Origin of the sequence: Bacillus sp. FSL H8-0492 (assembly GCF_038006145.1) — a bacterium.
In the GTDB taxonomy this organism is placed as follows: domain Bacteria; phylum Bacillota; class Bacilli; order Bacillales; family Bacillaceae_G; genus Bacillus_A; species Bacillus_A mycoides.
On the sequence record NZ_JBBOUP010000001.1, the window covers coordinates 2,621,516 to 2,637,308 of the forward strand.

At 32.5% G+C, this 15,793-nt stretch carries 12 protein-coding genes; 4 read left to right on the plus strand and 8 right to left on the minus strand.

What is annotated here, in order from left to right; genetic code table 11:
• Window positions 1-7 precede the first annotated feature (7 nt).
• Window positions 8-1,300 carry a hypothetical protein gene (locus MHH66_RS13580; protein ID WP_002127575.1) on the minus strand — a complete coding sequence of 431 codons (1,293 nt, stop codon included), beginning with the start codon at window positions 1,298-1,300 and terminating at the stop codon, window positions 8-10.
• Between the two features lie 469 nt (window positions 1,301-1,769).
• Here MHH66_RS13580 and bla point away from each other — a divergent pair, with 469 nt between their 5' ends.
• Both bla and MHH66_RS13590 read left to right on the plus strand, forming a co-directional pair.
• Window positions 1,770-2,702 carry a class A beta-lactamase gene (bla, locus tag MHH66_RS13585; RefSeq protein ID WP_078185791.1) on the plus strand — a complete coding sequence of 311 codons (933 nt, stop codon included), beginning with the start codon at window positions 1,770-1,772 and terminating at the stop codon, window positions 2,700-2,702.
• Between the two features lie 324 nt (window positions 2,703-3,026).
• Entirely contained in the window at window positions 3,027-3,209 is a 183-nt protein-coding gene (locus MHH66_RS13590) for a hypothetical protein (RefSeq protein ID WP_002172101.1), read from the plus strand.
• A 295-nt stretch (window positions 3,210-3,504) separates the two neighbouring features.
• On the opposite strand, the gene MHH66_RS13595 is transcribed toward MHH66_RS13590, so the two are convergent.
• Both MHH66_RS13595 and MHH66_RS13600 read right to left on the minus strand, forming a co-directional pair.
• Window positions 3,505-4,182 (minus strand): ABC transporter ATP-binding protein, encoded by a 678-nt coding sequence (locus tag MHH66_RS13595; protein ID WP_002200387.1) that lies wholly within the window; start codon window positions 4,180-4,182, stop codon window positions 3,505-3,507.
• An 11-nt stretch (window positions 4,183-4,193) separates the two neighbouring features.
• Window positions 4,194-5,624: an ABC transporter permease gene (locus MHH66_RS13600; RefSeq protein WP_078185792.1), complete on the minus strand. Its 1,431-nt coding sequence runs from the start codon at window positions 5,622-5,624 to the stop codon at window positions 4,194-4,196.
• 512 nt (window positions 5,625-6,136) lie between these two features.
• Between MHH66_RS13600 and MHH66_RS13605 the strand changes: the two genes are divergently transcribed.
• Complete coding sequence (locus MHH66_RS13605) at window positions 6,137-6,598, plus strand: GNAT family N-acetyltransferase (RefSeq protein ID WP_078185793.1); 462 nt, start codon at window positions 6,137-6,139, stop codon at window positions 6,596-6,598.
• Window positions 6,599-6,835: 237 nt separating this feature from the next.
• Here the strand turns inward: MHH66_RS13605 and MHH66_RS13610 are convergent, their stop codons facing one another.
• From MHH66_RS13610 to MHH66_RS13620, 3 genes are all read right to left on the minus strand, one after another.
• Complete coding sequence (locus MHH66_RS13610) at window positions 6,836-7,552, minus strand: hypothetical protein (protein WP_078185800.1); 717 nt, start codon at window positions 7,550-7,552, stop codon at window positions 6,836-6,838.
• A 149-nt stretch (window positions 7,553-7,701) separates the two neighbouring features.
• Complete coding sequence (locus tag MHH66_RS13615; RefSeq protein ID WP_002110102.1) at window positions 7,702-8,076, minus strand: hypothetical protein; 375 nt, start codon at window positions 8,074-8,076, stop codon at window positions 7,702-7,704.
• Window positions 8,077-8,350: 274 nt separating this feature from the next.
• Entirely contained in the window at window positions 8,351-8,812 is a 462-nt protein-coding gene (locus MHH66_RS13620; RefSeq protein WP_078185794.1) for a helix-turn-helix transcriptional regulator, read from the minus strand.
• Window positions 8,813-9,428: 616 nt separating this feature from the next.
• Between MHH66_RS13620 and MHH66_RS13625 the strand changes: the two genes are divergently transcribed.
• Complete coding sequence (locus MHH66_RS13625; RefSeq protein WP_078185795.1) at window positions 9,429-10,430, plus strand: alpha/beta hydrolase; 1,002 nt, start codon at window positions 9,429-9,431, stop codon at window positions 10,428-10,430.
• Window positions 10,431-10,827: 397 nt separating this feature from the next.
• On the opposite strand, the gene pulA is transcribed toward MHH66_RS13625, so the two are convergent.
• Together pulA and MHH66_RS13635 are read right to left on the minus strand one after the other, a co-directional pair.
• Window positions 10,828-13,398: a type I pullulanase gene (gene pulA, locus MHH66_RS13630; RefSeq protein ID WP_078185796.1), complete on the minus strand. Its 2,571-nt coding sequence runs from the start codon at window positions 13,396-13,398 to the stop codon at window positions 10,828-10,830.
• 516 nt (window positions 13,399-13,914) lie between these two features.
• Entirely contained in the window at window positions 13,915-15,618 is a 1,704-nt protein-coding gene (locus MHH66_RS13635; protein WP_002127556.1) for a M4 family metallopeptidase, read from the minus strand.
• Between the last annotated feature and the right edge of the window lie 175 nt (window positions 15,619-15,793).

Consider the following 15,793-nt stretch of genomic DNA (forward strand, 5'->3'; position numbering starts at 1 on the left):
TTACTTTTTAAGCAATATTGGGATTAGCTTTTTTACCAATCCACATACCTAAGCCCACCATGCCAAGCCAACAGCAAATTGCTAACATAAACATCAATCGTTGTACGGATAACCCTTCAATCTGCATTTGACCCTTCCCAACAATTGTTTGGAAAAGTTGCGACCATTCGACATCGTAAAACACCCCTACTCCCACAATCACAATCAATATAAAAAATTGTAAAAATATATTCCCCATATTTCTCCATGTTGTGTAAATAAGTAAAGAAAGCTCTCTATGTGTAGCATTCACCATATATACTTTCATATTATTTTGAGAAGAAATACTATTAATGGCATAGCTCCCAAATGTAACGCTAAGGACTATAAATATTGGAGAATAAAACCCGAATATCATGATTAAAGTACTTACTAAAAACAAATGGATTGGATTAACTTTCTTAGCAGCTTTGATATCTAAAAATATGGACATCAAAATCCCTAATAGGTATGGTCCAACTACAATGAAAATACAGGTTAACATGTTATAGAAAGTAAAACTATAAAAAATACCCATCAAAAATAAATATCCATTTCCTAATCCAAGTAAAAATGATTCTGCCTTTAAGCGAATTGGTAAAGAAGATGAAAGTTTATGAAAGAACTTTCCTTTCAACAAACTCAAAAACATGAAACAAATAAGCGCTATAGAAAGTAGAAAAAAATAAAAAATATATTGTTCATTATTTATGTTACGACTTGTTCGAATCAAAAGAATAAGCATTGAGACAAAAAGAAACTTTCCTACAACCGATACGATGGAGATAGGTAAAAGCCCTTTGGCTAACTCTGTTCTCGGCATTTTTTTTATAGCAAAAAGGATACTGATTAAACAAATCCCATATATGCATGTTATCAGCGGCGGCGATAAAAAACTAATCGCTAACAATACGATTATTAGTAAAAGAAAAACGATACCAATAATAATCGCTTGTTGATTTTTATTATAAACCTTTCCCCCGCCTTCCACATGTAGAAACAATAAAGTACTCGTCATGGTAGAAATTGTACTAACTGCAAAACCAGAAAATAACGCACTTATTTCTAGCCATCTTGAACTCCATCCAAAGAAAGTAACACTAAGTAATGATACTATCAGAATAGAAACAGTCCAATATAAGGAGCGGTGAATCCCAGCCTTATTCACAATAGGTATCCAGATAAACACACCCGTCATATAAGTTGTATAAAACAGGATTGATGGCCAGTATCCCTCAAAGCCTTTCGAAATCTGTAATCCATAAACAATGTAAATAAGCATGGGTGTAAAGATAGTCGTTATTAGTAGACTAAATGTAGTTATACTTTGCACCACAAGTCTTTTTTGCTTTGTCGTATGTATCGTATAACACCTCACTTAAAATGAAATCAGTAGTTGTTATTACTTATTCTGTCCGGAACGAGGTTGTTATATATGCGTAATCCAATTGAAATTCCCATTACGAGGTAAACTCAATCTAAATCCACATTAAATTAAGTGGCGTGCAAAAAAGGTGGATTTTGTGATTCTTATAAATAAAATTAATGGATATATTCAAAACCTTAATCATAAATGGAACAAATGTGTTACTTAGATTGTCTATTACGTATAAAAAAGGTGCTTTTGGTAGTTCTCTCATTTTGTAATGCAAGAAACACAAAATGAGTGCTATCCTGTACATTTATTAATTGTATCGATATGTAAAATACCTATACAAAATCCATAAATTCTTGAAAGAGGTTGAAAATGTATGATAGTTTCAAAGAAGTTTTTTCACATTTCGCATTATAAAAAGATGTTACCTGTAGTATTACTTTCATGTGTAACGCTTATAGGCTGTTCCAATAGTAATATTCAATCCGCACCACCGAAACAAACCAAACAAGAAAATACAAGTAATCATTCTTTTGTAAAGCTGGAAAAAGAATATGATGCTAAACTTGGTATTTATGCATTAGACACAGGTACGAATCAAACCGTTACTTATCGTTCAGATGAACGGTTTGCATACGCATCTACCCACAAAGCCCTTGCTGTTGGAGCACTGTTACAAAAGAAATCAATAGAAGATTTAGATCAAAGAATTAAGTATACTAGCAAAGATCTTGTAAATTACAATCCAATTACTGAAAAATATGTAGATACAGGTATGACTCTGAAAGAGCTTGCGGATGCTTCCATTCGATATAGCGATAATACTGCACAAAATCTTATTCTTAAACAATTAGGTGGGCCAAGTGAATTCAAAAAATCACTGAGAGAAATAGGAGATACTGTCACAAATCCTGAACGTTTTGAACCAGAATTAAACGAAGTGCAGCCAGGAGACACTCGTGATACTAGTACCCCAAAGGCATTAGCTACTAGTCTTCAAGCATACGCGCTAGGCGATATACTTTCAGTTGAGAAACGGAACTTTTTAATAGATTTGATGAAAAGAAATACTACGGGGGACAACTTAATTCGTGCTGGAGTTCCAGGAGAATGGGAAGTAGCCGATAAGACCGGCTCTGGGTCTTATGGAACAAGGAATGATATCGCAATCATTTGGCCACCAAATAAAAAGCCAATTGTTCTTGCGATACTTTCTAATCATGCTAAAGAGGATGCGAAATACGATGATAAACTTATTGCAGAAGCAACTAAAATAGTGTTAGATGTTTTAAAAGTAACGAATAAATAATAATAGTCATGAATGTAAGCTGCTCCTACTTTACGGCACATATAGTTTGAAAGACATATACGTATCTATACGCTAAGAAGTATTATTGAATGTATTTAAATTATTCAATACCAAATAATAAGCATCGCTTGTTAAAAGGTTTACTATGTTTTAAATGAGCAAATACTTTAGTATATATAGCTTTTGAGTAATCAAATTTTAGTTTTTTGAAATTTAGTATGCAGCACTGGAAAACAGATTAACTCACTATAATTGTCGAATATTCTATGCTTAGTTATCTTCAGGCTGATCTATACACAATCGTTCTAGAAGGGTGATGATATTATGTATGAACAACAAAATAATAGGGATAGAGATCAAAAAATGATGTTTTCTATGCAAGGAGTTCCCACAAATAAAGTTAACATGAATCAATTACCTAAATGGATTAGAATTTTTGGCTATTGTGCGTTTGGTTGGATGATAGTATTTAGTTTAATTATGATTGTAGGTTTGATTCTTCAATAACTATACAGATAAACAGTTAAACGGGACAGTATTTAGATCTTACATCTAGGTAATGTCCCGTTTTTCATATGTAATTCCTCAATGATATATTTAACCGATCATAACAAAAAGAACTTGTAGAATATGCTACAAGTTCTTTTTCAAATATTGTTAAAAAGGGAACAACAAACTATCTTAACATTCAAAGCAGGGAGACCATTTTGATTATGGCTTGGCTTTATTATATATCAAATAAAAACATTTGAAGAAACTGATTTTCGAAAATTATGTGAATTAAAAAGCTAGGATGTTTATATTAGATTTCGTTTACTACCAACTTCTTCTTACTTAAATAAACTGCACGATCTGATTTTTTAGCAACTTCCTGTGAGTGCGTCACAACAATAATGCATTTATTTTCTTTATGTGCAAGTTCTTGAAACAGTTCTATTATATCCATTGCCGTTTCTTCGTCGAGGTTTCCTGTCGGCTCATCCGCAATCAGTAAATCAACATTACAAGATAACGCTCGAGCAATTGCTACACGTTGTTGTTGCCCACCACTTAGTTGCAGGACGTTTCGTTTCGCTTCTACTTCTGTGAGTCCTACCTTCTCTAATAATTCTAATGCCCTTGCCGTTTTATTTTGCACTTTAACACCTGTAATTTCCATTGCTGTTAGGACATTTTGAAGAGCAGTCATATAGGTAATCAAATTATAAGATTGGAAAATTACCGATACATTTTGATTACGGTACCGATCTAAACCAATTTTTCGAATATCCTTTCCATTAAACAGTACATAACCATTTTTAGGTATATCTAGCCCACAGCCTAAGCTAAGAGTAGTGGTTTTACCAGATCCAGATGGTCCTAGAATCGTGTAGAAATGTCCTTTTTGAAAAGAAAAGTTAACATTGTCTAGTATCGCTACTTTTTTTCCGTTACTTTCATAATAATAATCTAAGTTTTTAAATTGTAAAATCGTTTCCATATCGAGCCTCCTTATTCATCTTTTAAAAGAATTTGTTTTGGATTCAGGCGTAGAATAGATAATGCTGGAAGAAGCGTTGCTAATATAGCAATAGCTAGTCCGATCCCCCCCATTTTCCCTACATCTTCTCCTGTTACACTTACATCAATTTTATCAATTGGATCTTCTTTTTGGTTTTGTAGAGTACCACCAGGTCCAGACATCATTACAGTACCATTTTGTGGGGTGTCTGTTTCTTCGCTTGCTGTAGCAATTTCACTCGAAAGTAAATTATCCCCTATATATTGAGAAACTTTAGCTCCTGTCGTTATGGATAATCCAAATGCTAAAATAGCGATACATACTACTTCTACTACGAACTGCGCCATCAGTTTCCACTTTTTCTCTCCAATGGACAATAGAATCCCCATTTCCTTACGACGTGCTTTAATCGATAACATAATGATTAACCCTAATATAATCGCCCCTGCAATCGATACAATATAAATAATCATTTGAGAAGTAGAAGAGATATTGTCGATAGGACCAATCATTTGTTTGTACAACGAGTCATGTGCATCTAATTTATAATAATTAAAATCAATATCAGATTTTTTTGCTTCTTTTTTAAATGCTTCAATGTTTTGTGGATCTTTCAAGAAATACACGACTTGAATGCTACTTATACCTTGATCTACTTCTAATTTTTTCATAGTTGAATGCGGCATATATAGTTTATTAGCTGGATCCATTATAGGAGGGGCCTGTTGACCCATGGCTTGCTCATTCGTTTCGTAAATACCGATAATTTCAACCTCCAGGGTTTCCTTCTTATCCCCTGATTGCACTTTAACTTTGTCTCCTACTTTCAAATTGTTTAATTCCGCTAAACGTTTTTCCATTAAAGCTACATTCTGATCTTTCATCTGTTCTGTAATTGGTTTCCCATCAATGATTTTACTTTTTCCATTCTTAAAGCTTTCTTGTAATGCAGTTTTGCGAACTCCCTCAATCATAAAAGAAGAATTCATATCTATTTCTGTACCGGAGCTTGAACCGCCTCGTACAGCCGCCATTCCCACTTTACCTTTTCCTTCTTCTTCTCCTTCTGAAGCTCCTACTAGTTTAAGTCCATCAGAAATTCCGAAAGTATTGGTTATGTAATTATAGTCTTTTACATACTTTGACTTCGCTAATTGATCTGCTTCTTTTGTGTTGAGCTGCGGCGGCTTAGGCATCTCTCCAGTTTCTCTAGCTTGTTGACCTAATTTGTCAAAATCAAGACCTAAAGTAACATCTGCACCTAGTTTTTTTCTTGCTTCATCAGCAGCTTTTTTTGATGCATTTTGGATTGTGAATCCTGCCAACACTAAATTTGTAACAATTAGGAAGACTGCCATCAAAATTAATGATGTTCCTACTCTTTTTTTCATACTGAGAATTGCGCGTTTCATAAAATTCATTTTTTCTTACCTCCTTGATAACTTATATTCTATATAGGTTATCTAGAGTCTATATGGAGCTAATCGGTAGTTTATCTAGAGATATAAGGAGTTTATGTGTAGTTATTCATTGACCTGGTCAAGAAAGACCGGAACACATATTCAAAAACGTAATCGTTTTTGAATATTGGCAAGGAAGTTATGGCTTTAGATAGCATTGAATGAGAGCATACAAATCCATGCTTATTACGTAATTTCTATACAACAAATAAAAACCACCCTATTTGAATGGTTCTATGTGTGCTTGTTAAATATGAAAATTCATTAAAGAATATGGAGGTTTTTGAAGTTGGTCGGATTCTCTAATAATAATATTGTGTTAAAAAGCCTAAATTATAATTTTATAAGTTAGGCTTTTATGCTATCTATAAGAAAAAGTTATAGAGACTCATAATATTTTATAATTTAACCTATTGTATTTAAACAAGTAAAATAAAAGTAACAAGTGCATACATTAAGGAGGTTTTTTGATAGTGACAGAAACTATAATATTTAGGATTGCAACGGTAGATGATTTAGATGAAATTGTAAAAATGCTTGCTGATGATGTTTTAGGAAATAAAAGAGAACGCTATGAAACACCACTTCCTGATAGTTATATAAGAGCATTTCATGCTATTGATTGTGATCCAAATAACGAGTTGATTGTAGCATGTGATGGGACAGAGATTATTGGTCTTCAACAAATTACATTTACGCCTCACATTGCACGTCAAGGGGGTTGGAGAGCTACAATTGAGGGTGTACGGACAGCCTCATCAAAACGTGGTAAAGGTATAGGAAGTAAACTTATTAAATGGGCTATTCAACGTGCTAAATTACGGGGGTGTCATTTAGTACAGTTAACAACAGATAAAGAACGACAAGAAGCTTTGCAATTTTATAAGAAATTAGGGTTTAAAGATTCTCATGAAGGATTAAAACTCTTTCTCTAATGAATATAGCTATTTATATACCAGAAAGACGTATATTGTAAGGTTAATTGACTATCGGCTTCGAAAATTATGGTAACTATCACTGTATAAGATATACAAATTGACACATTGTCTTTCATAGAAATCACGTCACTTCAAAAGGTGTACCTTTTGAGATATAAAAACCCAATTCATTTATCAATGATCTCCTTGTATATGAATAGAATATAAAAAAGGAAATCAAAATGATTTCCTTTTTCACTTTGTAAGCTGTAAAGCTTTCATATAATCATCCTTTTTCTCAAAGGCCCTTTTTGCCTCTTCAGCCGTTAATACATAATCTACTGCAATATTTTGTAATAAACTCTTATTAGCATTTGGCAGCTGAATCGTTATGTCTTCCACACTACTCTTATTATTTTCAATTGTTTTATTAAATTCCTGAATACTTCTTGCAAGCTCCGCTAATTTTTTCATATGTGCAGGATTGTTTAAATCCAAAAAAATATTACTTCTAAAAACTGCTGTAGCATAAAACTTAGGATGTTTCTTTACTATTTCTTTCTCATACTTTTTATCGAAAACAACTTCTCCCGTCTGCATTTGATCAAGCGTAAATATATTGCTATTCCCTTTTCCTTCATAATACGTATTGAATTTTTCTTGTAAATCATTCGCTTCTTTTTTTATTTTATAGTTATCATTATTTACTTTTGGAGAGATTCGTCCATCGAAATATAATTGAAATTGCAAATATGGTTCATCTACTTGCTGCACAAAAGCTATTCGTGTGTCTGGGCCTGAAAAATCCTTACCTTGGTCAGGTATTTCAACTTGGTTTAGTTTAACAGAAAAACCATATTCCGATTTTGTATAATTTTGTGATTTTTGTTCAATTTCATCATTTGATATATCACATGATGTTAATAGCAATAAACTAAACATCATGCTATATGTTATTTTTGTTCTTTTTATGCGAAAATTACAGAGTAATAAACCGATTACTAAAGATAAAAATGTATAACTTTTTAACATCTTTTTTATTATAAATAGATTCCTTAACTTATTAATAATATAGTTTCATAGTTTGAAAAACACTTATTGAGTTTTCGTAACCAAAATAACTAATAGATATAAACTGAATCAGGTACAGACATTAAATAATAGAAAAAAGCCCCTAATATTCCAGTAATAAAAATAATAAATCCCATATTGCGTATGCTCTTAATTTTTGCTTGTAGTCCATTGAATCCTGCTAATAACCCACTTAAAGGGAATAGGGTAAAGTATGGGACGGGTGAAAGAAGATATTCTGCATCAATCCCCATACCCCAACACACAAAAGGTAGTACGACAAGGGAAAGACTAAGTAATCCCATTACACTTACGAGTAATTTACGATTTTCAATCCCTGCAATAATTAAATAAATCCCACCAATAAATCCACATAACCAGAAAATGGGCATAAAGTAAATCCAAAGAAAGCTCAAGATGATCATATATAATTTTCTCCTAGTTGATAAGTTGTATTTCAACAATTGTGAAATGATACATAAGAATAGAAAAAAGCTATGCATCCTACTTCATAGGAACAATAAGACTTTTTAATTGCATAACATAGTCCGTTTAAGAACATGAGTGGTGTTTCCACACATTCCAACGTACAGCAAATTAATTGAGTAACAAATTTATTCTATGTGTAATCATTACTGTAAGCCCAAAGAAAAGGAGAACCCTTCTAATGTAGGTATATCTTCAGTTTTAAGAAATTATTTAATTTTCCGGATCCCCTGTTAATTTATCAAGTTGATCTAGTGCTTTTTCTAAATCAAACGAATTAAACCAACGGTAATCATGTTTGTCTAAAATACGATAATGCTTACTAATCAGATTTTGTTGTAAGCGAAAGTCCCCTTTTTCTTGAATTTGTTTCCACCAGACTTTTCCCCCCAATGTTTTTTCTTTGAAGTTGTTAATACATTTATGGGCTATTGTTTCGATTACTACTAACGGATCATCTCCTAGAGTGGACTGTAAAACCTCACTATCCCTAAATAATGCACAAATAGCAACGGTATTGGTCCAACCCGTTTTAGATCTTCCCTTCTCGATTTGAACAAGTGTTTTCTTTGAAATGCCGAGAACTTCAGCCATTTCATCCTGCGTATACCCTTTTTCAGTACGAATTAACTTTATTTTCGTTGAAATGAGTTCAGTTATAATCTCCTTATTCACTTTCTCTCCTCCTTTTAAAAAAGTAACTTATGTGTCATTTAGTGTAATTTTACACTTTAGCTCATCTTTTTTCAACTCGATTTTTTTCCTAGACCTGGAAAGGAAAAATCAGCGGTCATCCAATATTTTAATATATACATACCATCTTCTAATGAAAACACCCCTTTTAATTACGAACAACATAATGTAGCACAGAAATTGTTTTTAATTAACGAGGGTCTAATTTGGTAGAGGAATATAAATAAAGCAAGAAAAAAGACCACCAGAGTGAACTGTGTGGTCTTTTTCAGAGGTGGGAAATTTTATAAAGATAATAACTTAATTAAAACTCAAAATTAGTATAACCTTATAGTATACCTTTTGATACGAAAATAAGCAGGTTAATGTTCTCTTATATGAATGAGAATATTAACTTACTTTTTAGATTTTAGTATAAATTATTTATGGTTTTATTTTATTGCTAGCTTTATAATATACTATGCAAATTTATTACCTGTTTTTGTAATTTAAGCACCTAATATTAGGAAAAGAGAATGTTTTATAATTAATTTACAGCATAAATAAAACATAAATTTTGTCTATGTTTTAAACAATATGTATTTTGGAGGAGGTTAATTTGATTTTTTCAAAACTCATTGATCGATATGCCTTGTATGATTTGCACAAAAAAAGAAGTGTAGAGTTTCAGTATACTTCTCTTTCTAACACCTCACTAGATATAAAGGACATAGAATTTTTTTATAAAGTAAAACCATCTGATATTCATTTTAACATTAAGCATTCAAAACAGGAAAAGGAATACATGGTTGGACAATTCAAATATAAAAGCTCGGTTCAATCTGATGATTCACGCAACGATTCTGTAACTGGAGAATTATTCTTACATAAAAATGAAAATGCGCCTCATGTCATCTTTGTTCATGGTTGGAGAATGGATTCTAACGAACGTGTAAAAAAAATATTCCACGACCATATGACCAACTTGAGGTGGAATATGTATTATTTCACTCTACCATATCATTTTGAAAGAAAACCCAACCAATCCTTATTTAGTGGAGAGTACATGGTAAGTGCCAATATTGAACGAACTGTACAAGCAACCAGACAAGCGGTAGCTGATTTACGAACTTTGATCAAATGGATTAAAGCAAATAAAAATGGTCCCCTGATTCTAATAGGAATCAGTTTAGGTGGGGTTATTACTAACCTAACATCTCTTGTTGAACCAGAAATTGATGTATTAGCATCCATTTTCTACGCAAATCGACTTTCTTATTCAATTTGGAAGACAAATCCAGGTAGATTTATTAGAGGAGACTTGGAACACCATGGTGTAACGTATGATGAATTAATAGATTATTGGAAAATCACTGAACCGAGTCAAGCGTTACCAAAAGTAAAAAAAGAAAATATTTTATTAATTTCAGGTAAGCACGATCTATATGTGCACTCTGAGGATACGGACTATTTGTGGGAATCCTGGGAAAGACCTACAAGATATATTTATACATGTGGACATGCCGGGATTGTTCTTAAACGTAAAAAAATTGCAACTGATACTATCAATTTTATTCAGAATCGATTGAACTCCCCTCACTTCCCCAAAGACATACCTTAAAGTGAGGGATTACTAAGTATAGAATCTTATACTTGTAATCTTTCATTTTATACCAAGTTCATTTCATATGGAAAAGGGGTACTCATCATTTTCACCAGGGGCTTATTTTTATGAAAAGAAATTATTGTTGTTTACCCTTTATATGCAATATTACATATAAAAATCTTTAATTGTTCTGTTATAATTTTAAGAGTAAATTATTCATCCATTAATTTACACCATCCATATCTACAGTTATGGATACCCTAATTACACATAAAAAAGAGAAGAACCTTGGTGAGTTCTTCTCTTTTTGTTTATTTCTTTTATTAAATTGTAATATAATTACAGTATGTGAAATTATGCTAATTTAACTTTAAAAGCGAAGTGAAAATAACCGTCACTTCGCTTTTTTCATTTATTTAATCGGTTTCTCTGTTTTTAAAACTAGTGAACTTAATGCAGGAACTTTAATTTTATTGTCATGGACAACGTAAAGTGTTTTACTTCCCGCCTGATTCTCGTTTACTAGCACTTTCCATGGACCTTTCGATGGAAGTGTTATGTCAACGGCTTCCCTATTTGCATTGTGAGCCACCATAAAGTATTCGTTTTTATTCCCACTTCCCTTTCCATCTATTGTATAAGCTATAACATTTTTGGGAACATCGATAAAAGCTACATACTTTTTAATTTGCTCTGCAGAAGTCATACGAAAAGCTGGGTATTTTTTGCGTAAATCTATTAAGCCCTTCATATACTCTACTTCATTATTAAATGCTGCACGGCGTAACCAATCCATCTGGTTAATAGAATCAGGAGATTTGTAACTATTATGATCACCATATTTTGTGCGCATAAACTCTTGTCCTGCATGTAAGAATGGAATACCTTGTGATGTTAATAAAATAGAAGAAGATAATTTATGCATTTGTTTTCGCATTTCTTCACTGTCACCTGAATTAGTCAACTCAAGTTTATCCCATAAAGTATGATTGTCATGTGCTTCCACATAAGTTAGCACCTGCTCCGGATCTTGATAAGTAGACGAATTTGTATCATAGTCAATACCGGCTGTAATGCCTTTTTTAATACGGTCTTCCATGTTTTGCTTTCCATTTACAAAGCCATTTTCTTTCTCCTCAAATACACTCCCTTTCAATCCATCACGTATATTATCGTTAAAATGAGCAATTCCATTCATTTTCTCCGCATTTTTTTGATTTGCTTTCAACTCAGCTGCAAGAGGTGTATTTAAATCCCAGCCTTCTCCATGCAGAATAATAGAAGGATCAATTTGATTAACAGCTTTACGTATCTCATTCATCGTTTCATAATCATGAATACCCATTAAATCAAAACGGAACCCATCTAAATTGTATTCTTTTGCCCAGTATGTGACGGGATCTACCATAAATTTCCTCATCATCTTTCGTTCTGAAGCGGTATCATTCCCTACTCCAGTTCCATTTGCTAATGTTCCGTCTTCATTGTAACGATAATAGTAACCTGGAACTAACTTATGAAAATTTGATTCAGCGGCATTATACATATGGTTATATACTACGTCCATCACAACACGAAGATTATTATCATGCAATGTTTGAATCATTTGCTTTAATTCAGTTATTCGAACAGTTGGCTCAAAAGGATTTGTAGAATAGGAGCCCTCTGGGACGTTGAAATTTTTCGGGTCATATCCCCAGTTATATTGTGGTTCATTTAAATTCTCTTCATTTACTGAAGCATAATCAAATATCGGTAAAAACTGAACGTGAGTAACACCAAGATCTTTCATATGATCAAGTCCTGTTTTTACACCTTCAGGCCCTTTTGTTCCTTTTTCTGTTACACCTAAATATTTTCCTTTTTGCTTAATACCACTTTCAGGTTGGATGGAAAGATCGCGTACATGCAATTCATAAATAATAGCATCTTCCGGATTTTTAAATTTCGGTTTTTTGTTTGCTTTCCATTTTTTCGGATTTGTTTCTTCTAAATCAACAACTGCACCTTTATCTCCATTTACAGAAGCAGCACGCACATACGGATCAACCGCTTCAGTCCACTTATCCCCAATTTTCACCTTATACGTATAAAAGAGACCTTTTTGGTTCCCTTTAAGTTCTGCTTTCCAAGTTCCCTTTTCACCTTGTTTCATGTTTATTTCAGTACCTATTTTATCGCTCCATTTTTTATATGTAACTAACTTCGCTTCACTCGCAGTAGGAGCCCATAAACGGAACTTTGTATGTTGCGGAGTATATATATTCCCTAAATCATTACCACCATAATAAAATAAATTATCAAATTCCTCGCTACGAATGACTTTACCGATTTCAGTATTCGCATCAGCTAAGTTTGCTATTTTAACTTTGTATGTTTGTTTTAAATCAATTTTCTGTTCCGTAATTATTTTCACCTTATTAGTAATATCTCCACTATTTTTATCATAAGGACTAATTCCCTTAATTTTAACGCCTTCAATTTCAATTTTCTGTTCCTTACTATTAAACGGAACATTAGTCGTTACAGTAATTTCATTAAAACTATCAATAGTAGCTTTTTGAATTGAGAGATCCGAAGAAGGCTTAGAATCATATACTTTTTCATCACCCGAAAGGATCCATACTTCAGCACGACCATCCCTTATATTTTCAACCCAGTGATCACCTCCATCTTTTTCCCATTCATTGGTACGAACTATAAACCCTACACGATTATAGTCACCATCTATTTTTATCTTAGCGTATTTTCCAAATTCATCTTCACCAGTAAATTCATAAGATTTACCGTTTGCATTTTCTCCCCATACCCAAAGATTCCAGTCTTTTGTATTTCCAGATTTCTCTTTGTAATGAATGATAACTTCAGTTGTTTTCGAATTTGAAACTGCCTTCACACTCTGAAAAGAGAAAACAGATGATAACATAACGATTATGGTAAGTAATAAAAACGATTTGTTAATTAATTTTTTTGTAATTTGCACCCCATACACCCTTTCTTTAAATATTACGAACAATTTATTATGCTCATACTACGAAACACGGTTTAAATTAATCTAGGAATCTCTTTTACTTCACCTCCATATTGGCTATTTTTACGTATGTATTTCAATGATCTTTTATACGAAAATCAAATATAAGATGGAAACAACCCTTACGAAAACGTTTGCATTAAAACTCAAAAAAATAGATTTGTTTATTCCTTTTTATATTTGTAAATACTAAAAGATCAGGGAAATCATTTTAAAGCAATCGTTTGTTATCGCTTTCATTTTATAGCACTTACTATTAAAAGGTCAATATATTATTAATTTTCTGTTTTTATATCCTTGAAATCTTATATATTTGTCGTAACTTATTGAAGATAGATGCCTGATTATTGCTTAGTAATTTTATTTTCACTAATACATTGCTACGTAAAAAATCAGCTAATATCCTTAAAATGACATTAGCTGATTTTCATAATGTATTAATATATGAATGAAAACTATATTTCTAACTTACTTAATTTTTGCTGCATCAAATGCTTTTTGCACTGCTTGAACTTCAGCTGTATTCGCCCCATATTTATTAGTTGCCACTCGAATACATGCTGATTTCAATTCTTTGAAATTAGATGTCATGTTTAATTCATCTGTATTTGCATAATAGAAAATATCAAACATTTTATCTTCACCAATTCCTTTAACAGTTACTCCGTTATGAGTTCCGCCTTTTGCAATGAGATACGCAACTTTATTAATAATACTTGAATTAAAATGAACGCCGCCTTGATCCCATCCATTAAAATCGTTAAATTCACTGTAATCATCTGGATAAGGTACTCCAAGTGAAGATGGAACAGAAGCTGGGTTTTCCATATCACGGAAAACAGATCCAGTTTGTTCTCCCATTGTCCAGTTAAAGCTTCCATTATTTACGTATTTCTCAATAGATGTTCCCATAATATCAGATAGCGCTTCATTAATCGCACCAGATTCACCGTAATATTCAAGATTAGATTCGCTAGAAGTAACAGCATGTGTAAATTCATGTCCAGCTACGTCATATGCCTTGACAATAGGATCGCCATATACAAGCATACTTCCATTATTAGCACTTAATGCATTTTGCCAATTTTTCGGATCGTTCGTATCTTCAGAATCCCAAGCATGTACAACTGAAACTACCTTTTGTCCCTTATTATCAAAACTATTACGCTTATATTTATCTTTATAAAAATCAAATACCTTTGTTGCTAAATAATGAGCACTTACTGCTTTTGGATCGTTAAATGTTGTTGAAGTGCTGGTTGCTAGTGTACCAGGATAATAGCTTTCTTCTTTAGTAATATCTCTGTAATTCACATCATATGTTTCAATTCCTTGCCCTCTTGTATAATCAGCAAGTGCATATTTACCATTACTTTGTTTAGAAATACCAAATGAACGAGATATACCTAAATCATCTTTTCCTGTTCCAGTTAATGATGTAAGACTACTTTTTTTACTTTCCTTTAAAGCTCCAACTAGTTTTTCACTTGCTTTTAAGTTAGATTCTTGTACCATATTTTTTAACATATCACCATTTTGTGCATTTACTAAATAAGTTCCAGAAACATAGTTTGGTGTTGCCGCTTCAAATGTAACTTGATATGCATTGCTAGCTTGTCCATTATTTTCATCAACAAAAATAACTTCCTTAACTTCTGGCTCAGAAATAAACTTGATATCGTTCCCGTATTTCGTATAAATATATTGTTTCGCTTCATCTTTTGATAGATTAATAGGCTTTTTCAATTCTTCTTGTTTTAAATTTTGCGCGCTATCGCCTGAAACACTTTTAATAACACCGTTATTATCTACGTGTGCAGTTAATTGATGGCCATATACTTCTTTTCCTTCGTATGTTTGCTGCATACGCACAAGTGTTGTTCCATCATACGAACCACGTTTTTGAAGAACTTTATAATCTACTCCTGTTTCTCCATTGACTTGATTTGGAGAAAGAGCTTGTTCAGCTTTCTCCTTAAGAGCATCTTTTACTACATTCTCTGGTGTTTTTTGTGACGGTTGTGTAAGTTCACCTGAACGGAATGAGTCCTCCTGAATTTGAACTTGAAGTTGATCTGTTTCCTCTGCATGACCTATTCCGTATGGTGCCACAGCTGTTAAAGCTAATCCTGTTGTTAATGCTACTTTAGTTAATGTCTTTGTGTTTTTCATTTTTTCACCTCGTATAATTTTTGAAATAGAAAGCTTGTACAAAGTATACTGTCTATTTATGTCGAAAAAAAGAGAAAATACAAAATTTATGTAATATTATGCAAAATTACATATATGTGGTCGATAAAATAAAAAATGAGCCCTTTTAGGTGCTCATCCAATTGGTTAGTCGTTA